Origin of the sequence: Pseudomonas sp. 2hn (assembly GCF_019646095.1) — a bacterium.
GTDB classification, from domain to species: domain Bacteria; phylum Pseudomonadota; class Gammaproteobacteria; order Pseudomonadales; family Pseudomonadaceae; genus Aquipseudomonas; species Aquipseudomonas peradeniyensis.
In genome coordinates this window covers 338919-358936 of the sequence record NZ_CP081016.1, presented here as the reverse complement: position 1 = coordinate 358936, position 20018 = coordinate 338919, and the positions used below count along the sequence as shown (strand labels likewise).

At 61.9% G+C, this 20018-nt stretch carries 17 protein-coding genes; 3 read left to right on the top strand and 14 right to left on the bottom strand.

Features of this window, described 5'->3' with window-relative positions:
• Positions 1-226: 226 nt before the first annotated feature.
• Both K2O50_RS01700 and K2O50_RS01695 read right to left on the bottom strand, forming a co-directional pair.
• The gene (locus K2O50_RS01700; RefSeq protein WP_050703435.1) at positions 227-529 is read right to left on the bottom strand and encodes a cell division protein ZapA; all 303 of its coding nucleotides are present in this window, start codon (positions 527-529) and stop codon (positions 227-229) included.
• Positions 526-756, bottom strand: a complete 231-nt coding sequence (locus K2O50_RS01695) for a hypothetical protein (RefSeq protein WP_028688440.1) — start codon at positions 754-756, stop codon at positions 526-528. The genes K2O50_RS01700 and K2O50_RS01695 overlap by 4 nt, the downstream gene beginning before the upstream one ends.
• Positions 757-1033: 277 nt before the next feature.
• On the opposite strand from K2O50_RS01695, the gene K2O50_RS01690 reads away from it, so the two are divergent.
• Positions 1034-2659 carry a methyl-accepting chemotaxis protein gene (locus K2O50_RS01690; RefSeq protein ID WP_050703434.1) on the top strand — a complete coding sequence of 542 codons (1626 nt, stop codon included), beginning with the start codon at positions 1034-1036 and terminating at the stop codon, positions 2657-2659.
• A gap of 106 nt (positions 2660-2765) precedes the next feature.
• Here K2O50_RS01690 and K2O50_RS01685 read toward each other — a convergent pair whose 3' ends face one another.
• Together K2O50_RS01685 and gbcB are read right to left on the bottom strand one after the other, a co-directional pair.
• Entirely contained in the window at positions 2766-3638 is an 873-nt protein-coding gene (locus tag K2O50_RS01685; protein ID WP_177330814.1) for an RHS repeat-associated core domain-containing protein, read from the bottom strand.
• A gap of 85 nt (positions 3639-3723) precedes the next feature.
• A complete protein-coding gene (gbcB, locus tag K2O50_RS01680; RefSeq protein ID WP_050703446.1) occupies positions 3724-4824 on the bottom strand; it encodes a glycine-betaine demethylase subunit GbcB in 1101 nt (366 codons plus the stop codon).
• 297 nt (positions 4825-5121) lie between these two features.
• Between gbcB and gbcA the strand changes: the two genes are divergently transcribed.
• Positions 5122-6414: a glycine-betaine demethylase subunit GbcA gene (gbcA, locus tag K2O50_RS01675; RefSeq protein WP_050703433.1), complete on the top strand. Its 1293-nt coding sequence runs from the start codon at positions 5122-5124 to the stop codon at positions 6412-6414.
• Positions 6415-6502: 88 nt separating this feature from the next.
• Here gbcA and K2O50_RS01670 read toward each other — a convergent pair whose 3' ends face one another.
• From K2O50_RS01670 to K2O50_RS01630, 9 genes are all read right to left on the bottom strand, one after another.
• A complete protein-coding gene (locus K2O50_RS01670) occupies positions 6503-7402 on the bottom strand; it encodes an RHS repeat-associated core domain-containing protein (RefSeq protein ID WP_256205953.1) in 900 nt (299 codons plus the stop codon).
• Positions 7403-7638: 236 nt separating this feature from the next.
• Positions 7639-8439: an RHS repeat-associated core domain-containing protein gene (locus K2O50_RS01665; RefSeq protein ID WP_082337605.1), complete on the bottom strand. Its 801-nt coding sequence runs from the start codon at positions 8437-8439 to the stop codon at positions 7639-7641.
• Positions 8440-8498: 59 nt separating this feature from the next.
• Positions 8499-9317, bottom strand: coding sequence for an RHS repeat-associated core domain-containing protein (locus K2O50_RS01660; RefSeq protein ID WP_256205954.1), 819 nt, complete (start codon positions 9315-9317; stop codon positions 8499-8501).
• Positions 9318-10398: 1081 nt separating this feature from the next.
• Complete coding sequence (locus K2O50_RS01655) at positions 10399-11169, bottom strand: electron transfer flavoprotein subunit beta (protein WP_050703432.1); 771 nt, start codon at positions 11167-11169, stop codon at positions 10399-10401.
• 11 nt (positions 11170-11180) lie between these two features.
• Entirely contained in the window at positions 11181-12413 is a 1233-nt protein-coding gene (locus K2O50_RS01650) for an electron transfer flavoprotein subunit alpha/FixB family protein (RefSeq protein ID WP_050703431.1), read from the bottom strand.
• On the bottom strand, positions 12413-14365 hold the full coding sequence (gene dgcB / locus K2O50_RS01645; RefSeq protein WP_050703430.1) for a dimethylglycine demethylation protein DgcB: 1953 nt from the start codon (positions 14363-14365) through the stop codon (positions 12413-12415). Before dgcB ends, K2O50_RS01650 begins: the two co-directional genes overlap by 1 nt.
• 207 nt (positions 14366-14572) lie before the next feature.
• Complete coding sequence (dgcA, locus tag K2O50_RS01640) at positions 14573-16633, bottom strand: dimethylglycine demethylation protein DgcA (RefSeq protein WP_050703429.1); 2061 nt, start codon at positions 16631-16633, stop codon at positions 14573-14575.
• A gap of 15 nt (positions 16634-16648) precedes the next feature.
• Entirely contained in the window at positions 16649-17179 is a 531-nt protein-coding gene (locus K2O50_RS01635) for a DUF5943 domain-containing protein (protein WP_028688448.1), read from the bottom strand.
• Positions 17180-17258: 79 nt separating this feature from the next.
• Positions 17259-18236 (bottom strand): dipeptidase, encoded by a 978-nt coding sequence (locus K2O50_RS01630; RefSeq protein WP_050703428.1) that lies wholly within the window; start codon positions 18234-18236, stop codon positions 17259-17261.
• A 275-nt stretch (positions 18237-18511) separates the two neighbouring features.
• Between K2O50_RS01630 and K2O50_RS01625 the strand changes: the two genes are divergently transcribed.
• Positions 18512-18913, top strand: coding sequence for a lysozyme inhibitor LprI family protein (locus K2O50_RS01625; protein WP_050703427.1), 402 nt, complete (start codon positions 18512-18514; stop codon positions 18911-18913).
• A gap of 103 nt (positions 18914-19016) precedes the next feature.
• Here K2O50_RS01625 and K2O50_RS01620 read toward each other — a convergent pair whose 3' ends face one another.
• Positions 19017-19961: a GlxA family transcriptional regulator gene (locus K2O50_RS01620; RefSeq protein WP_220689964.1), complete on the bottom strand. Its 945-nt coding sequence runs from the start codon at positions 19959-19961 to the stop codon at positions 19017-19019.
• Positions 19962-20018 lie beyond the last annotated feature (57 nt).

Genomic DNA, 20018 nt, shown 5'->3' with positions numbered 1-20018 from the left:
CATGCTTGCGATCAGTTGCCACTGGATGCTCCGCCGCCAGATGTGCATGTTCCACTCCCCGATAATTATTGTTTTTCGGGAAGTGTATACACTTAAGTATCCAGTTGTTCCAGTGATCCGAGACAGCACAAAACAACTGTGGGAGCGGGTTTACCCGCGAAGACGATGGTGGTTTCACCGACGTATTCGCGGGTAAACCCGCTCCCACAGAGGATGCTTGAGCGCTTTACTGGTCGCCGATGGTCCGGCTGATGGCATCGACCGTGGCGTCGATCTGCGCCTGGGTGCGCTCGAGGGTGCGGTCGTGTTCGCGCTGCAGCTCGATCTGCTTGGAACACAGGTTCAGCGCGGCCAGCACCAGCAGCTTGTCGCCGATCAGGGTCGGATAGTTGCGCTTGGTTTCGGCCAGCGCGACGTTGAGCATGCGCACGGCCTGGGAGAGGGTTTCTTCCTGGCCTTCGGGCGCCTTGAGCGAATAGTCGTTGCCCAGGATCGACACGACATTGACCGGCTGCGCTTGCAGTCTCATGCGTTCACGACACCTGCGCTGGCGCGCTCGACCAGGGCCTGGATGCGGGCGGCGGTGGCGCCGTGCTTCTCTTCCTGCTCCATCAGCGACAACTGCAGGCTGTCGTTCTCTTCCTTGGCCTGGGCCAGTTCCTGGCCGAGGCTGGCGTTCTGCTCGGCCAGTTGCGCGTTCTTGTGCATCAGGTCGCTGACCAGTTGCTCGAGTTGATTCAGGGAAGTTTCCAACATGCGTCTATCTCGGGTTGTTGCAAAGGGCGCACACGATAAGGAAAAACCGCCGCCCCCGCCATTAAATATCGGATTCAAAAGGTGTTTGCCAGGTTCAGGTTGACCCAGGATCGGCCCCCTTGTTCCGACCTGGATCAACCGCTGGTCAGGAAAATAGTTAGCTGCCTCACAATTTTTGCATGACGGACTCAAGACTGGCCGGTCACGACCGATAGGCAGGCAGGTCTTCTTCCGTCGCATGGATCGCGGCACCTCTTCTGCCTTGGGAACTGCCTCCATGTCCTTACGCAATATGAATATCGCGCCGCGCGCACTGCTCGGGTTCGCCGTGATCGGCCTGCTGATGCTGGGCCTCGGCGTGTTCTCGCTGATCCAGATGGGCAATATCCGCCAGGCCGGCGTGACCATTGAGGAGATCAGCGTACCCAGCATCAAGACCCTCGACGAACTGACCGCGCTCAACCTGCGCCTGCGCACCCTGTCCTACCGCCTGCTGCTCAACCGCGAGCCGGCCACCCAACAGGACACCCTGCGCCTGCTCGACGAGCGCAACGCGCAGATCGACAAGGCCCGCCGCGCCTACGAGCCGCTGGTGACCGCCGCCGACGAGAAGGCCGCCTTCGACCAGTACGGCCTGCTGCTCAACCAGTACCGCCAGCTCGAGGCGCGCATGCGCACACTGAGCCAGGCCGGCGACCTCGACGCCCTGCGCGACCTGCTCAACCGCGACCTGCTGGACAACTCCGAGCAGATCAACAAGATCATGGACACCCTGGTGCGCATCAACACCGACCAGACCAGCGCCACCAACGCCCAGGCCGCCGACCAGTACAGCGGCGCCTTCGGCCTGGTGATCGGCCTGCTGGTGGCCGCCACGGTGCTGACCCTGCTATTCGCCTTCCTGCTCACCCGCAGTATCGTCAAGCCCATCGATGAGGCGCTGAAGTCCGCCGAGCAGATCGCCGAAGGCGACCTCACCCACCACATCGATGCCGAGGGCACCGACGAAGCAGCGCGCCTGCTCAAGGCCATGGCCAAGATGCAGGACAAGCTGCGCGACACCCTGCAGCTGATCGCCGGTTCCGCCACCCAGCTGGCCTCCGCCGCCGAAGAGCTGAACAGCGTCACCGACGAAAGCGCCCGTGGCCTGCAGCAGCAGAACAACGAGATCGAGCAGGCCGCCACCGCCGTCACCGAGATGACCAGCGCGGTCGAGGAAGTGGCGCGCAACGCGGTAAGCACCTCCGAGGCCTCCAGCGAAGCCAGCCGTTCGGCCGGCGATGGTCGTGACCTGGTGATGGAGACCGTGGGCGCCATCGAGCGCATGAGCGGCGACGTGCAGTCCACCGCCAAGCTGATCACCCACCTGGCCGAGCAGTCCCGCGATATCGGCAAGGTACTGGATGTGATCCGCGGCCTGGCCGACCAGACCAACCTGCTGGCGCTCAACGCCGCCATCGAGGCCGCCCGCGCCGGCGAGGCCGGCCGCGGCTTCGCCGTGGTCGCCGACGAGGTCCGCGCCCTGGCGCATCGCACCCAGCAGTCCACCAGCGAGATCGAGCGGATGATCGGCAGCATCCAGGGCGGCACCGAGCAGGCCGTGGATTCGATGCGCACCAGCACCGAGCGCGCCGAGTCGACCCTGAACATCGCCCGTGGCGCGGGCCTGGCGCTGGACACCATCGCCGGCGCGGTGGCGCAGATCAACGAGCGCAACCTGGTGATCGCCAGCGCCGCCGAGGAGCAGGCCCAGGTCGCCCGTGAAGTGGACCGCAACCTGGTAAACATCAACGACCTGTCGGTGCAGAGCGCCACCGGGGCGCATCAGACCAGCGCGGCGAGTGCCGAGCTGTCGCGGCTGGCGGTGGACCTGAATGGGTTGGTGGCGCGGTTTAGGACCTGATGGTCGAAGGTGGGGGTTACCTCAACTTGATTGAGCTGAGACTGGAGCGGCATCCCTCGTGAGGCTGACCATGCCTGCCAAATAGTGGCGGCCATGGTCAGTTACACTAGACATCTACTACATCCGTCTGTCTCGTGTTGTAGGCACGCTGGCTCGTGTCACTAGGGATGTTCAACGGGTCTGGAGGGCGTTCCGTGACGACCTGCTCCAATCCTCCTGGCGGCCCATTGACGGGAAGCGTAGCCATTAGCGGAACCCCACTATCCGAACCTTGGGATTGAACCCCTACCATCCCACTTGCCCTGTTTTTCAAGGTAAGCTCGAGATGCTTCAAGGCTGATGCTGTCCCCAAGGCACCGACACCCACCAAAGTGAACACTTGGGCGCCCGGAGTATCGGTAGCCTTCAGAGCGATTGCGGTCACTAGAAAGGCATGACCAGCTTTCTTGGACAGCGCAGAAGTTACAGCCAACCCACCACCCTGTGGCCAGGTTCTCCATGTCCATGCCACGCCAAGCATGTGTTGTATCACTGAAGCGCCAGCCATAACTGCTCCTGGGATCCTACCCGTTGGGTCATTGCGGTTTATCGGGTCCGCACAGCAGTATGCATAGGCATTGATACCTCCCTCTCCGAACGGGCTCAGCGCATCAGGCTCATGGAAACGCATCAAAATAGGGTTATACCGACGGTGCCCATTACCCAGTGGATAGCGATCCAGTCGCGCATCGCGTGGCTGGCCACAGAAACCTGTTATCGGGCCGATCCGTGACGGTACCGCACCATAGGCCGTGTAGCTGCGGCCGGGATACCCAACACCGTCGATGGGGCTGTTCTGTCTGTCACAGGCAAGCAGGTAGGTAGGCACTGTCCATTGCCCTTCGTCGAGAATTCCTCCGAAGCTTGGCAGCGATGTAGCAAGAGTGAAACTGGTAAAAGTATCAGGTGCCCATGTCAGCAGGACCGCGTTGCAGTCCATCGCCGGCAAGCCGGCTCCCACGCTATACCTGTGGGAGCCGGCTTGCCGGCGAAAGGGCTGCGAAGCAGCCCCGTACGCATGCAGATCAGTACTCGATCCGCACATCCCCCTTCGGCACGCTGCAGCACGACAGGATGTAGCCCTCGGCTTCATCCTCCTCGGTAATCCCGCCGTTGTGCTCCATCTCCACCTCGCCGCCGAGCTTGAGCACCTTGCAGGTGCCGCAGATACCCATGCCGCAGGCCTTGGGGATCATCAGCCCGACCTTGGCCGCCGCCGCATGCACGGTCTCGCCCGGGGCCACGCGGATGCTCTTGTCGCTGCCGACGAACTCCACCAGGTTGAGGTCGGCCACATCCACTTCCGGCGCATCGGCAGCCGCCTCGGCATGCTCCACCGCGTCGGCCTTGGCCTCAGGCGGCGTCGCGCCGAACGATTCCTCGTGGTAGTTCTTCATGTCGAAGCCGACCGCCTCGAGCATGCGCTTGACCGCGCTCATGTACGGCGTCGGACCGCAGCAGAAGATCACGCGCTCCAGGTAGTCCGGAGCGATCAGCTCCATCAGCCGCTGGTTCAGGTAGCCGCGATAGCCCGCCCACGGCTCGCCCAGGCCGTGCTTCTCACAGATGATATGCAGGCTGAAGTTGGGGATGCGAGAGGCCATCTGCTCCAGCTCGCGGTGGTAGATGATGTCCTTCGGCGAGCGGGCGCTGTGCACGAACACCATGTCGACGTTGGCGTTGGTGTCGTAGAACCAGCGGGCCATGGACATTACCGGCGTGATACCGACGCCGCCCGAGAGGTACAGCACCTTGCCCGCCGGGAAATCAATGGCGTTGAACAGCCCCACCGGCCCGTGCACCGGCAGCTCGGCACCTTCGTGCATGGTGTCGTGGAGGAAGTTCGACACCAGCCCGCCCGGCACGCGCTTGACGGTGATGGAGAAACTGTAGGGCACCGACGGCGAACTGGAGATGGTGTACGAGCGCATAACCGGCTTGCCTTCGATCTCCAGCTCCAGGGTGACGAACTGCCCGGGCTTGAAGAAGAACATGATCGGCTGGTCGGCCATGAAGCAGAAGGTGCGCACGTCCCAGGTTTCCTGGATGACCTTGACGCAACGCACGATGTGGCGGCCATTGGCCCAGGTCTGGGTGGTAACCGGATTGAGGAAGGTATCGGACATGTTCATCTCCAGCAGCCGACTGTCGGCCATTCTCATGGCTCCGATAATGCGCAAGCGCACCGCGCCGTACATTCCCATCCGCGACATCGGCGTGCTTATCGCGACCAGCCCCGCGCTACAAGGGCTGGCGCGTCGGAATTCGATGCGGCCATGTCGCCCGTGGATATGGTCCTTTCCCGGCCCGGACGCACACTCCTCGGCAAAACAACACGCTGTTTATCGCGAACAACAGCCTTGCGGCACTACAACAACGATTAGCCACTTCAGCCGGCCGCACGCGGCCCCGAGGACCACACGATGGACGTCACCGCAACCCTGAGCCTGGGCGATCCACTGGAACCTGCACGCAAGGCTACCGCCGAGATGCTGCAGACCCGCGAGCGCACCTACTCGCTGCCGCAACCGTTCTACTGCGACGAGCGCCTGTTCCAGATCGACATGCAGGAGATCTTCCACAAGGAGTGGCTGATCGCCGGCATGGTTTGCGAGATCCCGACCAAGGGCAACTACATCACCCTGCAGATCGGCAAGAACCCGATCATCGTGATTCGCGGTGCCGAAGGTAAGGTGCATGCCTTCCACAACGTCTGCCGCCACCGCGGTTCGCGCCTGTGCGTCAGCGACAAAGGCAAGGTGGCCAAGCTGGTCTGCCACTACCACCAGTGGACCTACGAACTCGACGGCCGTCTGCTGTTCGCCGGCACCGAGATGGGCGCCGACTTCGACATGAACCAGTACGGCCTCAAGCCTGTGAACGTGAAAGTGGCCGGCGGCTACATCTTCATCAGCCTGGCCGAGAACCCGCCGGCCATCGACGAGTTCCTGGCAACGCTGGACCACTACATGGAACCCTACGACATGGAGAACACCAAGGTGGCGGTGCAGACCACCTTGATGGAGAAGGCCAACTGGAAACTGGTGCTGGAGAACAACCGCGAGTGCTACCACTGCAGCGGTTCGCACCCGGAGCTTTTGAAGACGCTGCTGGAGTGGGACGACACCAACGACCCCCGCGCCAGCCAGGAATTCAAGGACCACGTCGCCGCCTCGGCCGCCGCCTGGGAAGCCGAGAAGATTCCATACCTGCACAAGAGCCACGGCCTGCGTAACCGCATCGTGCGCATGCCGCTGCTCAAGGGCACCGTGTCGATGACCATGGACGGCAAGCAGGCCTGCCAGAAGCTGATGGGCCGCATCAAGAACCCGGACCTCGGCTCGATGCGCATCCTGCACCTGCCGCATTCGTGGAACCACTGCATGGGCGACCACATGATCGTGTTCACCGTGTGGCCGATCAGCGCCCAGGAGACCATGGTCACCACCAAATGGCTGGTGCACAAGGATGCGGTGGAAGGCGTCGATTACAACCCCGAGGACATGCGCAAGGTGTGGGACGCCACCAACGACCAGGATCGGCGGCTGGCGGAGGAGAACCAGCGCGGCATCAACTCCACGGCGTATCAGCCGGGGCCTTACTCGAAAACCTATGAGTTTGGGGTGGTGAACTTCATCGACTGGTATAGCCAGCGGTTGTTGAACAATCTGGGGGCCGCGCCGGCGGCTTATTTGAAGGAAGTGCAGGCTCAATGAGGTAGTAGAAGGGTACAGTCGACTACTTGTCTCAAAGGGCCGCATTGCGGCCCTTTGAGTGGAGCGGGTTTACACCTGGTCACTCATATCAATCGCTCAGGTCGCGTGTTTCATGCATTTTGTTTTGGGGGCTTCTAGGTGGGGAAGCACCATCCAGGCCTCCTCCAAACACATGGCCTAGATTAGGTTGTGCGACAACCCCGAACCTTCTTCGCCGAAGACCAGACCCAGTATTGGCTCGCGGTCGAACACCACCTTCGGGGTCAATAGTTTGAGGCCCTTGTTCTCTGGTGGAGGGTGGAGGGTTAATCAAAGCTGCACCTCCAGACTCTACATCCACAGATGGTTCATTGACTCCACGGAAGTAAGCCCTCACGTTTGCATTTACATTTTTTGCTGGCTCAGCACCGGGTGCAAGAGCACTCACTATTGCCTTCCCAGCGGTAGCTGTGGCGCCAGTGGCAGTTGACGCCGCAACCATCAAGTCTGCGCCATGTACTCCAAGCGCATTCCCCACCTGCGCTACGAATGCCAGGAGCGGAGCGGTGATCGCCACCCTGTTCAGCGCGCCACCCAACCTGTCTTGCGGGGGCGGGCTCATGAGCGTCGCGCCAAGTGAAACTGCATTGGTGGTGATAAAGAAGCCGGCTTTGGCCGCAGTGTAAGGTTCAACGACAATATGACCTGTCGGATCACGCCGGTCGACCGGATTGCCCCTACAGTAGCAATAAGCATTGAGCCCCCCTCCGCCAAAGGGGCTCCACGAATCCGCACTGAGAAAGCGCATGAGCCTGGTGCTGTAGACGCGATAACTGCCCAGCACGTAGCCATCCAGGGCTTGCTCGAAAGGCTGGCCGGTGAAGCCCAATGCCGTGGGGAACGAGGCTGGCGCTCGTTGTCCATAAGGTGTGTAGGCTGCTGCTATCCTGTCGGTGGACCGCTGAACTAGGAGAGGGCTCTGCAGTCTATCGCTTGCCAATAGAGCCATTTGATGCACCATGTCCTGTGGTGGTTGTGCGCAATGTATCAATAGGGTGTGGAGAGTGGCCCTGATACTATCTTAGGTTACCTGATTGCTCGCATCTGCCAAGAAGGTAAGTACGAAAGCACAGGTATTTAAGCCATAATGTCTAGGAGGAGTTCATTCGCACTCCCTTACCATTATCTTCAGTAAACCGTCTTCGCTCATGCAGCCTAAAATCAATCAAGATACCCATTCGAAAATTACTGCCTAAAACGGCCCATCTCAGATGAAGGCCAAGTGCCTAATCGACGACGCTCATCAGGCATTAAATGATTTGAATCATCGTGCTCATCCCCTATTACGATTGGAATCATACCACTATCTTGCAGAGGCTCTTCGAACCTCCCAACCTCAATACTGCTAACCAAACCAGTAAGCTTTTTTATACCACCTTCAACCCTGGATTTTTTGCGCTCAATTTTCACACTACCCATCAACAATTGCGGAAGCTGCTGTAAAAGTTCAAGATGCTCAGCTGTATATGGCTTTTTATCCTTCCTAGCCCGATCAAGAAAATATTCTGCATCCCCAGCCCTACCCTCCAAATTACGCTGACGGTAGGCTAATGAATCCAGGAAGGACTCGGCATACGAAATAACTTTTCGAAGCGCATCAACAAAATTACCTGATAAGTCCCCAGACAAACTCAGGTCAATCATAGACACCGCCCTGCTTTTTTGATTCCCAGAATGGTCTTGCCAGTTAACAGGATCCCCCCCACAGTATGCATAGGCGTTGATCCCCCCTCGTCCGAATGGACTTACTCGATCCGGGGACTTGAAGCGCATCAGCCATGGGCTATACACGCGATAACCATTACCCAGCAAATATCCTTCCAAGCAACTATCAAAGTATTGCCCTGTAAAGCCAATTACCATCGCCCCACCCTGTGGGCGGCTAAAGCCATAGGGCGTATAAGGTATACATTGCAACGCTCCTTGAGTGAGGGCTATCACTTTACTCAACTGATGGTCGCCCCCCAAGATAATCGATGCCCGCATGCTATACCTCCATACTCAGAACAACAGGCCACCTACATATTTAGCAGACTAACAAACGCCTATCCCCTGATTGAAGCCTGTACCTCTTGAGGGGCGCTAGCATTTAATTGCCCACCACCTCCTACCTCAGGAAACTGGAAGTAATTAACTTCCTCTCCATCTTGTTGTGCAAGTAACTGCCTATTAAGCTCCACAGCCTCTTGAACCGTATTCGCCCTGTGCTCTGCGTTATTTGGATCCCGTCTATTCACCTCACTGGTTATTACCGTATTTGGGGATCCAGGTGGCGTATTAAAGCGAGCCGCTACACGATCCCTCACCCGGCGATAAACATTCCTCCCAAATCGATAGAGTTCATCACCGAAAGCTATTGCCGGGGCTAAAACTGTCGTCACGTCCGCCACGACACTTCCTTCATCGCCATTATTGCGCTGATGAACTCCAGCGGCGAAACCCCACGCTGCAGTAGCTCCCGCTATACCCCACCGCGCACCTGTACCATAACTAATTGTTCCTGTCTCCATATATTGATTAGCAATTGCCAGCCCTACCTGTCCTAAAACTAATCCATTTGCAGTCATTGTGACCTGGTGCGCAAACCAGCCCTCATATTGGCCCGTAGGGTCTACCCTATTGATAGGGTCACCGTGACAGTAGGCATAGCAATTCACACCACCGAGCCCAAACGGACTCAACACATCAGCAGAAAAGAACCGCATCAATGACGGGCTAAAAGCACGATGGCCATTACCCAGCAAGTAACAGCCCAACTCGACCTCTCGCAGTTGGCCAGTGAACCCCGTTATCGATGCCCCTTTCGGCGCGGGGCGCAAGCCATAGGGTGTGTAGGCGACCGGTGTCCGGCCAGTCGAAGTCATTGTTGACTGTGGGCTTTGCAGCCTGTCTGCGGCGAGCAAACTGTTCCTGGCCATGTGCTTGTGCTCTATGGGCTGATTGGCATCAAGCTAGCATTGCCGTTGTGCTGTGATAACTGACAAAAATGCCAGGTCTCCATGGCGGGCAGCGCCTGGCCGAGGTGCTTTTATCCACAGCCCCTCAAGTTGATTGGAAGGCGTAGTTCGAGTGACGGAGATATCTGTATTGGTCAAAAAACAACCAACAACCTGCAAGCCTTTGAGTGCAAGGGATTGAGACAACACCGAACACGTTTTCCACAGATGGACCAACAGAGGATGTTGATAAGGGTGACCCAAAATCTTGCAGGCCTGTGGATAGCGTCATAAAGCTCTTTTATTGCCAGACCTTCGCCACACTCACGAAGGATTGATCAAAAAACAGGCACTATGTTCTAGCCCAATGAAATCAGCGCCTGTAGACAAATCCAAACATGTTGTCCACAGGGCCACCAACAGCGATTGTGAGCAACTTCGCAGGTAACTGGCACTACGGTTGGGTTGTGCCTTTCACCGAACTGAGCATTTTTTGATCTATCCTCTGTAGGCCTTTAATTTCAATGGCTCTGGCAATTCACGAACATTTTATACACAGCCTGGCAAACAGATTCAGTGGGCAAGTGATGGAGCGGGTTCGAGTCGATGTCGGTCGTGCTGGATTCCGAGGATAGTTATGCACAGGGATCAGCACGGCTATGGCGGAGCGCAAACAGTGGCCCCCTGTGGGAGCGGGTTTACCCGCGAAGCCGGCGGCGTGGTGGATGGCACCGGCTACGCCGGTGATCGCGGGGCAAGCCCGCTCCCACGCTGGAATTCTGTTCCCTGCGCGACAGCGTAGCCCGGAGGGCTGGGCGATCTCCCACAGGGATCGCGCCAGATTATAAAAACTGAGCAAGACAGTTGCTCCCACAGGATACGCGCCGCTTTGACACCAAGCGCTGTAACTGTGGGGCAGTTGCTCCCACACGGAAAGGTGTGAACTGGCCCAATGATTTTGGACACCTTCATTAGACGTTATGAGCTTGTGGATCGTGGTTACCGCCTGTCAGCGCAGGACACCCTCCTCCACCAGCAACTTCAGAATCGCCTCGGCGCCCTCCTGTGGCGACACATCCTTGAGCACCTTGCCGCCCCCGCCACTGGCCTTGGCCGTGGCGGCTTTCATGCGGTCCGCACCACTCTTGGCCTTGATCACCTTGAGACGCTTGGGCCTTGGCCTGGCCGGTTGCAGGGCATCGTCGGCCAGCAGCGGATCCTCGATCAGCGCCACGTTGCGCGCCGCCAGCACACCACGCCGGGCCGGGCCGAACGCCGACTGCCGAGGCTTGGGCGCAGCGTTATCCACAGTCGCCAGCAACGGCAGGCGCACTTTCAGGCGACGCCGTTGGCCCCTTGGCAAGGCTTGCAGCACCTGGGCGGTGCCGTTGTCGATGGATTCGACCTCGGCCAGCCCCACCACCAGCGGCCAGCCCAGCTTCTCGGCCAGCAGGAATGGCAGCATCCCCGAGCCTTCGCCGGTTTCCGCCTGGCTGCCGGTCAGCACCAGCTGGGCGCCCGCGTCACGCAGATAGTCGCCGAGCACACCCAACACATCGGCGCCAACAGGCTGTTCCAGCACATCCAAGTGATCCAGCCCCATGCCCAGATAGGCACGCAGCGCCTCTTCGCGAGGATCGCCGGCATGAACCACCTGCAAGTTATCCCCAGCCAGCTGCAGGCCCAGTTCCACGGCGCGGGCATCCTGCTCGGCGCGGCGGGCGCGGCCGGAGCTGGGGTGAGCGCCGATCGAGACCAGGCTGATGACTTTAATACTCATGCTCGCTGCCCCTATGCCGCGTCGCGCTGGCCGCCGCTGCGGAAGTTGTCCACAGCCTCGATCAGTGCCTTGAGAATCGCCGAGCTGTCGCCAATCACCGACAGGTCGGCCCGCTTGATCATGTCGCAGCCTGGGTCCATGTTGATCGCCACCACCTTGTCGCAGGCGCCGATGCCCTGCAGGTGCTGGATGGCGCCGGAGATACCCACAGCCACGTAGACCCGCGCCGTGACCCAGGTGCCGGTGGCGCCGACCTGGCGGTTGCGCGGCATGAAGCCGTCGTCCACCGCCACCCGCGAGGCGCCCTCGGTGGCGCCGAGGGCCGCCGTGGCCCGGTGGTACAGGTCCCAGTCCTTGACGCCGTTGCCGCCGGAGACGATGAACTCGGCCTCGGCCATGGCGATGGCGGCCGGGTCCACGGCCACCGAGCCCAGGTCTTCGATACGCGACAGGCTGCGCGCCACGCCTGTGGACAACTCCACCGGCAGCGCTTCGTGACGGGTTTCGCTGACCGGTTCGGCGCATTCGGCGGCGGCCAGGATCAACCGCGGCACGCTACGCTGGATATCCTGCTGGCCGGCACCGGCACGGCCGATGCACTGGCCATCCTTGATCTGCCACACCCGCGTCGCCGGGCGCTCGCCCAGTGCGGCGGCCAGGCGGCGGCCCAGTTCGCCGCCGCCAGTACGGCTGTCGGGCAACAGCCAGTGGCGCGGCGCGAACTGGTTATCCACAGCCCGCAAGCCCTGCACCAGTTGCTCCGGTGCATAACCAGCGAAGGCCTCGCCCTCGATGACCAGCAGCCGGTCGACGCCGGCTGTGGAAAAGTTGCTTTCCTTGTGCTCGCCAAAGACGATGGCCAGCACCGCGCCGTCGCTGCCGGCAAGGCTGTGGGCAAGGCCCAGCAGGTCGCGGTCGTGGCTGCCCAGGCGGCCACCGACCATGTCGGGCACCACGGCGATGTAGAAGGCAGGCTCAACCACTTGATGCAGCGGCAACTGCACTTCGGCCGCCGCGCTGCGCCGCCCGCCGACACCGGTGCCCTGCTGGGCGCCGCTGCGGTCGATGCGCTTGAGGCCGCTGGGGCCGATGAAGCCGGCGGCGATCGCGTGCGGGTTCTTGCGGATGATGCCGTGGGGGCCCATCCAGCTCGTCTGTTGCGTCTGCATCGCAGCGTGCAGCGGATGCAGGCGGTTACGGGCGATCCACTCGGCGCGTGGGTCGCGGCGGATGATCTCGCTCATCAGTGCACCTCCGCAGGTTCACGTTTGGCAGCCTGCGACTTCGGGGTTGCAGGGGCTTCGTCTTCGATCAGCACATCGGCGACCAGCTCGGCCAGGTCCTTGATCTGCGGACGCGGCTCGACCACGCCTTCGAGCATTGCCGTGCACTGTGGACAACCCACCGCCACCAGCTCGGCCTCGGTCTCGCGGATATCGTCCATGCGCATATCGGGAATACGCTGCTTGCCGGGGATGTCGGTGATCGGCGCACCGCCACCACCGCCGCAGCAACGGGAACGGAAGCCCGAGCGCTGCATCTCGCGCACTTCGATACCCAGCGCCTTGAGCACTTCGCGCGGGGCTTCGTATTCACCGTTGTAACGGCCCAGGTAGCACGGGTCGTGGTAGGTGACGCTGCCGCCCTTGTGCTGGCCGAGGTTGAGCTTGTTCGCGGCGATCAGCTCGGCAATGTAGGTGCTGTGGTGTTGCACCTGGTACTCGCCGCCCAGGGCGCCGTATTCGTTCTTCAGCACATGGAAGCTGTGCGGATCGCAGGTGACGATGCGCTGGAAGCCGTATTTGCCCAGGGTCTGGATATTGCGCTTGGCCAGTTGCTGGAAGGTCGCCTCGTCGCCCAGGCGCCGGGCCACGTCACCGCTGTCTCGCTCCTCAAGGCCGAGCACGGCGAAGTCCACGCCCGAGGCCTTGAGCACTTTGACGAACGCGCGCAGGGTGCGTTGGTTGCGCATGTCGAAGGCGCCGTCGCCGACCCAGAACAGCACCTCGGTGCGCTTCACCTCGGACAGCAGTTTCAGGTTGAGGTCGGCCGCCCAGTTCATCCGCCCGCCCGGGGCGAAACCGCCAGGGTTGTCGGTGGCGATCAGATTGTCCAGCACCTCGGCGCCCTTGTTCGGCGTGGCGCCCTTTTCCAGGGTCAGGTGGCGACGCATGTCGACGATGGCATCGACATGCTCGATCATCATCGGGCACTCCTCGACGCAGGCGCGGCAGGTGGTGCACGACCACAGCGTCTCGGCATCCACCAGGCCGTTGACGATCGGCTGGTGCGGATGGCCGCCATGCTCGCCGACCGGCTTGCCCGGGTAAGGGCTGCCGGCGAACTGCGCGTCGGTGCCACCGGCCAGGCCGATGACCATGTCCTGGATCAGCTTTTTCGGGTTCAGCGGCTGGCCGGCGGCGAACGCCGGGCACATGGCCTCGCACTTGCCGCACTGCACGCAGGCGTCGAAGCCAAGCAGCTGGTTCCAAGTGAAATCGACCGGTTTCTCCACGCCCAGCGGCGCGTTGGGGTCTTCGAGGTCCAGCGGCTTGAGGCCGGTGGAACGGCCACCGCCGAAGCGCTCGGCGCGGCGGTGCCAGGCCAGGTGCAGGGCGCCGGCGAAGGCGTGCTTCATCGGGCCGCCCCAGGTCATGCCGAAGAACAGCTCGGACACGCCCCACAGCACACCGACACCCAGCAAGGCGACCAGCACCCAGCCGCCAGTACCTTCCGGCAGGATGCCAGCAACCGGCAGCGTGGCGATGAAGAAGCTCGCCGCGAACATCAGCAGACTTTTCGGCAGGCGCATCCATGGGCCCTTGGACAGCCGCGAGGGCGGATTGAGCCGGCGTTTGAAGACGAAGAGCGCGCCAGTGAACATGATCACCGTGGCCACCAGCAGGGCGTAGCCGAGGATCTTGCTGTGCAGGCCGAAGCCGTGCACCAGGATCGCCAGGACGGCCGACAGTACGAAGCCGCCAGCGGTGGCCACGTGGGTCTTGGACATGTACTTGTCGCGCTCGACCACATGGTGCAGGTCCACCAGGTAGCGCCGTGGCATGGCCAGCAGACCTTTGATCAGGTCGACCTTGCTCGGCCGCCCGCGCCGCCACATGCGCACCCGGCGCAGGGCGCCGAGCACCGCCAGGCCGAGGGCGGTGAACAGCAGGATGGGTAAGAGGGTGTTCAACATGGGAGGCTCCCACAACAGCTGGATTCTTGCGCCGCTCTCATGGGCGGCACCGACCCCTGTAGGAGCGGCCTTGTGTCGCGAAAGGGCTGCGCAGCAGCCCCAGGGGCTCAGCAGTGATGCACAGATCCCGGGGTCGCTTCGCGCCCCTTTCGCGACGCAAGGCCGCTCCTACAGGGGGCCAATCCCGCCCCTAGAGAGGCGGTGCGATCAGAAGTCCTTGCACAAGCGCAAGGCGTCATAGATCGCCGCATGTACGTTGCGCTGGGCCACGCAGTCGCCGATGCGGTATAGCAAGTAGCCCTCGCCCGGCTGGCTGAGGATCGGCTGCGGCTTGATGGCGAACAACGCCTCCACGTCGATCTGGCCCTTGTTGCGCGAGCCTTCCTTGAGCGCGTAGTACAGCTGCTCGTCAGGGCGCACGCCGTTCTCCACCACCACCTGGTCGACCACGCGCTCTTCCTTGGCGCCGGTGTATTCGTTCTCCAGCACCGCCACCAGCTTGTCACCCTCGCGGTAGACCTTTTCCAGCATCATGTCGCCGGTCATGATCACTTCTTTCGGGTAGATGCTGCGGTAGTAGGTCGGGAAGCTGGTACCGCCCATGGCCACGCCCGGCTTGATGTCGTCGGTGACGATCTCGACCTGACTGCCCTTGTCGGCGATGAAGTCCGCCACCGACATACCGGTGAATTCACAGATGGTGTCGTACACCAGCACGTTCTTGCCCGGTGCCACCTTGCCATCGAGCACGTCCCAGCTGCTGACCACCAGCCCTTCGGCGGCGCCCCAGTGCTCGTTCTGCTCAAGGAACGAATGCCCACCCACCGCCAGCACGATGATTTCCGGGCGCAGGTCCTGGATGGTCGCCACGTCGGCCGCGGTGCCAAGGCGCAGGTCGACCTTCAGGCGCGCCAGCTCCAGCTGGTACCAGCGGGTGATACCGGCAATCTGGTCGCGTTGCGGCGCCTTGGCGGCGATGGTGATCTGCCCGCCGATCTGGTCCTTCTTCTCGAACAGGGTCACGTCGTGGCCACGCTCGGCAGCCACGCGGGCCGCTTCCATGCCGGCCGGGCCGGCGCCCACTACCACCACCTTGCGTTTGGCGCCGGTGGTCTTCTCGATGATGTGCGGCACGCCCATGTATTCACGGGAAGTCGCGGCATTCTGGATGCACAGCACGTCCAGGCCCTGGTACTGGCGGTCGATGCAGTAGTTGGCGCCGACGCACTGCTTGATCTGGTCGATCTGGCCCATCTTGATCTTGGCGATCAGGTGCGGGTCGGCGATGTGCGCGCGGGTCATGCCGACCATGTCGACATAGCCGCCTTCGAGGATGCGCGTGGCCTGGTTCGGGTCCTTGATGTTCTGCGCGTGCAGTACCGGGACCTTGACCACTTCCTTGATGCCGGCCGCCAGGTGCAGGAACGGCTCCGGCGGGTAGCTCATGTTGGGGATGACGTTGGCCAGGGTGTTGTGGGTGTCACAGCCCGAGCCGACCACGCCGATGAAATCGAGCATGCCGGTGGCGTCGTAGTAGGCGGCGATCTGTTTCATGTCCTCGTGGCTCAGGCCATCGGGATGGAACTCGTCGCCGCAGATGCGCATGCCCACGCAGAAGTCGTCACCGACCTCGGCGCGTACGGCCTTGAGCACTTCCAGGCCAAACTTCATGCGGCCTTCGAAGGTGCCGCCCCACTCGTCGGTACGCTTGTTGACCCGTGGGCTCCAGAACTGGTCGATCATGTGCTGGTGCACGGCCGACAGTTCGACGCCGTCCAGGCCGCCCTCCTTGGCACGACGCGCCGCTTGCGCGTAGTTGCCGATCACGCGCCAGATCTCTTCCACCTCGATGGTCTTGCAGGTGGCGCGGTGCACCGGTTCGCGGATACCCGACGGCGACATCAGGGTCGGCCAGTTGAAGCCGTCCCAGCGCGAGCGACGGCCCATGTGGGTAATCTGGATCATGATCTTGGCGCCATGCTTGTGCATGGCGTCGGCGAGGTTCTGGAAGTGCGGGATGATGCGGTCGGTAGACAGGTTGACCGACGACCACCACTCCTGTGGGCTGTCGATGGCCACCACCGACGAGCCGCCGCAGATGGCCAGGCCGATGCCGCCCTTGGCCTTCTCTTCGTAGTACTTCACGTAGCGGTCGGTGGTCATGCCGCCGTCGGTGGCGTAGACCTCGGCGTGCGCGGTGCTGAGCACACGGTTGCGGACGGTCAGCTTGCCGATCTGGATCGGCTGGAACATTGCTTCGAAGGCCATGACGCTATCTCCGGCTTACAACGGCTTCGTAACGAACAGGCCATCTTCGTGGCCTTCTTCCGACCCGCCGTAGACCTGTTCGGCCACGGTGCGGATCGAGCTGCCGCGGGCAGCGAGAATCTGGTCCATGGCCCCGGCGAACCAGCCGGTGAACATGTAGTCGACCTTGCGGCCGCACTTGCCATACACGTACACGAACGCCGAGTGCTTGAGCTTGACGCTGCAGGTGCCTTTGTCCAGGTCGATGTCCTGAATCTGGAACAGGCCCCAGCCACGCTGGGACAGGCGCTTCATGTAGTGCTCGAACACCGCCACGCCTTCCAGGCCATGGCATTCGGCCTCTTTCTCGCACCAGTGCCAGGCAGACTTGTAGCCGGCCTTGTAGAGAATCTCGGCGTACTTGTCGGCGCCCAGCACCTCCTCGATGCCCATGTGGTTGTTGACGAAGAAATGCCGTGGCACGTAGAGCATCGGCAGGGCGTCGCTGGTCCAGACACCGGTCTCGCTGTCGACTTCGATTGGCAATTGCGGGGCGATCTTGGCCATGGAAACTCAACTCCATAAAATTTTTTTGTTTGGATGCCCCGGCGTTGCTGGCAGGGGCTTTCAGGCTTGGAGAGCGGCTTTATTCGCCCCACACATCCTTGAGGATGCTGACCCAGTTTTCGCCCATGATCTTGCGCACCACCCGTTCGGAATGGCCGCGCTTGAGCAGGGTTTCGGTCAGGTTGGGGAACTCGCCGACGGTACGGATGCCCAGCGGGTTGATGATCTTGCCGAAGTTGGTCAGGCGCCGGGCGTAGCCCTTGTCGTGGGTCAGGTACTCGAAGAAGTCCTGGCCGTGGCCCTGGGTGAAGTCGGTACCGATACCGATGGCATCCTCGCCGACGATGTTCATGGTGTACTCGATGGCCTCGGCGTAGTCGTCGATGGTCGAGTCGATGCCCTTGGCCAGGAACGGCGCGAACATGGTCACGCCGACGAAGCCGCCGTGGTCGGCGATGAATTTCAGCTCTGCGTCGGACTTGTTGCGCGGGTGTTCTTTGAGGCCCGAGGGCAGACAGTGGGAATAGCAGACCGGCTTCTTAGATTCGAGGATGACTTCCTCGGAGGTCTTGGAGCCGACATGGGACAGGTCGCACATGATGCCGACGCGGTTCATCTCGGCGACGATCTCGCGGCCGAAACCCGACAGGCCGCCATCACGCTCGTAGCAACCGGTGCCCACCAGGTTCTGGGTGTTGTAGCACATCTGCACGATGCCCACGCCGAGCTGCTTGAACACGTCGACATAGGCAATCTGGTCCTCGAACGCATGGGCGTTCTGGAAGCCGAAGAGGATGCCGGTCTTGCCCAGCTCCTTGGCCTTGCGGATGTCGGCGGTGGTGCGCACCGGCATCACCAGGTCGCTGTTGTCGCGGATCAGCTTCTGGCTGGACGCGATGTTGTCGACGGTGGCCTTGAAGCCCTCCCACACCGAGACCGTGCAGTTGGCCGCGGTCAGCCCGCCCTTGCGCATGTCCTCGAACAGCTCGCGGTTCCACTTGGCAATGATCAGGCCGTCGATGACGATGCTGTCGGCGTGAAGTTCGGCTGGGCTCATCAGGCTGTCCCCTTTTATTGAAGTCTGCATGCGCCGAACCTTGTGCCGGCGCTTTGGGGCCAGCATATGCCTGCCGCCCGAGGCGCCCCGATGCAAAAACGACAGGGGGTTTGCCGAAAGCGTCAATGGCCGACCTGGCACGCTCTGGCACGGCCCTCGGCAATGAGAGCGAGTCTCGATAACGCCATTTGATGAACATTTCGTCAGGGTGCTATCGCCCGAACCTGCGCTGAGCGAGAATCCAGCGATTCGTCAGCCTGTTCAGGAGAAATCGGATGAAATCAATGGCATGGCTGGTCCTGCTGGCGGTCGCGGGCACCGCGCACGCCGCCGAGGAAGAAAGCACGCCCTGCGACAACGTCGAGACCGACCAGCAGGGGTACGCCTGCGCGGCCTACAACAAGCAGACCGCCGAGCGCGAGCTGAAGGCGGCCTACGATGACTTGATGCAACGCATCCGCGACCAGTACGCCGACGAAAGCGACAAGGCCGCGGCGCTGAGCGGCAAGATGGAGGCCGCCGAAAAGCTGTGGGCGCAGTTGCGCGACGCCGACTGCAAGGTCGAGACCTGGGCCGAAAAGCCTGGGAGCAAGGCCTTCGAGGCGGCCTGGAACACCTGCGTGGCGCAGCGTAGCGACGAGCGGTCGGAGTATCTGCAGTCGATCGGGCAGCAGTGACCGGCTGGACCGGCCCTATCGCGGGGCAAGCCCGCTCCCACGCCATGAAGTGCTGGATACCAGTCCATAACGTGGGAGCGGGCTTGCCCCGCGAATGCTCACTTCATGACACGACCAATCGTCTGTCCTCCCGCGGACACCGCTCGAACCGCGCCCGATAGCAGCGGGTGAAATACGACGCCGACTCGAACCCGCACGCCACCGCCACCTCCAGCACGCTCATGTCGGTCTGGCGCAGCAGCTGGCGGGCCTTGTCCAGCCGCAGCCGCAGGTAGAAACCGCTGGGCGTGTCGTCCAGGTACAGGCGAAACAGTCGCTCCAACTGGCGCCGGGTCACCTGCACGCCATCGGCCAGCACCTGGGTGTTGAGCGGCAGCTCGGTATTGCGCTCCATCTCGCCGATCACCTTCACCAGCTTCTTGTTGCGCAGCCCGTAGCGCGTGGCGATCTCCATGCGCTGGTGGTCCTGGCGCGGGCGTATTCGCCCGAGCACGAACTGCTCGGAAACCTGCACCGCCAGCTCGCTGCCGTGGGCCTGGGCGATCAGGTCGAGCATCAGGTCGATGGAGGCCGTGCCGCCGGCACAGGTGATGCGCCTGCGGTCGATCTCGAACAGCTCCTGGGTCGCCTGCAGGCGTGGATAGCGCTCCTTGAACGCCTCCAGCGCCTCCCAGTGCAGGGTCGCCCGGTGACCGTCGAGCAGACCGGCCTCGGCCAGCACCATCGCGCCCGTGTCGATACCGCCGAGCACCACGCCTTCACGGTCAAGACGGCGCAGCGTCTGTTGAAGCGCCGACCCGTAGCACGCCAGTGGCTCGAAGCCGGCCACCAGCAGCAACAGTCGCCCCTGCCCGCCCTCCCCCAGCGCGCCGTCGGCATTCACCGACATGCCGTTGCTGGCTTCTACCGCGCCACCGTCCAGGCTCAGCACGCGCCAGCGGTACAACGGGCCACGGAAGCGATTGGCCACGCGCAGCGGCTCGATGGCACTGATGAAACCCATGGCGGAAAAGCCGGGTAGCAACAGAAAGTCTATGGTTTCCGGCATCGCATGCTCCGCGCAAAGGTGGTCGCCTCCGTGCAAGTGTTGGTCGCCAGGGTGCGA

What these genes read in the sequence shown, in the direction of transcription:
- K2O50_RS01620 (WP_220689964.1), bottom strand. Translation starts at nt 19,961, where the DNA reads ATGCCGGAAACCATAGACTTTCTGTTGCTACCCGGCTTTTCCGCCATG.
- K2O50_RS01690 (WP_050703434.1), top strand. Translation starts at nt 1,034, where the DNA reads ATGTCCTTACGCAATATGAATATCGCGCCGCGCGCACTGCTCGGGTTC.
- K2O50_RS01630 (WP_050703428.1), bottom strand. Translation starts at nt 18,236, where the DNA reads ATGAGCCCAGCCGAACTTCACGCCGACAGCATCGTCATCGACGGCCTG.
- gbcA (WP_050703433.1), top strand. Translation starts at nt 5,122, where the DNA reads ATGGACGTCACCGCAACCCTGAGCCTGGGCGATCCACTGGAACCTGCA.
- K2O50_RS01655 (WP_050703432.1), bottom strand. Translation starts at nt 11,169, where the DNA reads ATGAGTATTAAAGTCATCAGCCTGGTCTCGATCGGCGCTCACCCCAGC.
- K2O50_RS01695 (WP_028688440.1), bottom strand. Translation starts at nt 756, where the DNA reads ATGTTGGAAACTTCCCTGAATCAACTCGAGCAACTGGTCAGCGACCTG.
- dgcA (WP_050703429.1), bottom strand. Translation starts at nt 16,633, where the DNA reads ATGGCCTTCGAAGCAATGTTCCAGCCGATCCAGATCGGCAAGCTGACC.
- K2O50_RS01660 (WP_256205954.1), bottom strand. Translation starts at nt 9,317, where the DNA reads ATGACTTCGACTGGCCGGACACCGGTCGCCTACACACCCTATGGCTTG.
- K2O50_RS01685 (WP_177330814.1), bottom strand. Translation starts at nt 3,638, where the DNA reads ATGGACTGCAACGCGGTCCTGCTGACATGGGCACCTGATACTTTTACC.
- K2O50_RS01635 (WP_028688448.1), bottom strand. Translation starts at nt 17,179, where the DNA reads ATGGCCAAGATCGCCCCGCAATTGCCAATCGAAGTCGACAGCGAGACC.
- K2O50_RS01665 (WP_082337605.1), bottom strand. Translation starts at nt 8,439, where the DNA reads ATGCGGGCATCGATTATCTTGGGGGGCGACCATCAGTTGAGTAAAGTG.
- dgcB (WP_050703430.1), bottom strand. Translation starts at nt 14,365, where the DNA reads ATGTTGAACACCCTCTTACCCATCCTGCTGTTCACCGCCCTCGGCCTG.
- K2O50_RS01670 (WP_256205953.1), bottom strand. Translation starts at nt 7,402, where the DNA reads ATGGCTCTATTGGCAAGCGATAGACTGCAGAGCCCTCTCCTAGTTCAG.
- gbcB (WP_050703446.1), bottom strand. Translation starts at nt 4,824, where the DNA reads ATGTCCGATACCTTCCTCAATCCGGTTACCACCCAGACCTGGGCCAAT.
- K2O50_RS01625 (WP_050703427.1), top strand. Translation starts at nt 18,512, where the DNA reads ATGAAATCAATGGCATGGCTGGTCCTGCTGGCGGTCGCGGGCACCGCG.
- K2O50_RS01700 (WP_050703435.1), bottom strand. Translation starts at nt 529, where the DNA reads ATGAGACTGCAAGCGCAGCCGGTCAATGTCGTGTCGATCCTGGGCAAC.
- K2O50_RS01650 (WP_050703431.1), bottom strand. Translation starts at nt 12,413, where the DNA reads ATGAGCGAGATCATCCGCCGCGACCCACGCGCCGAGTGGATCGCCCGT.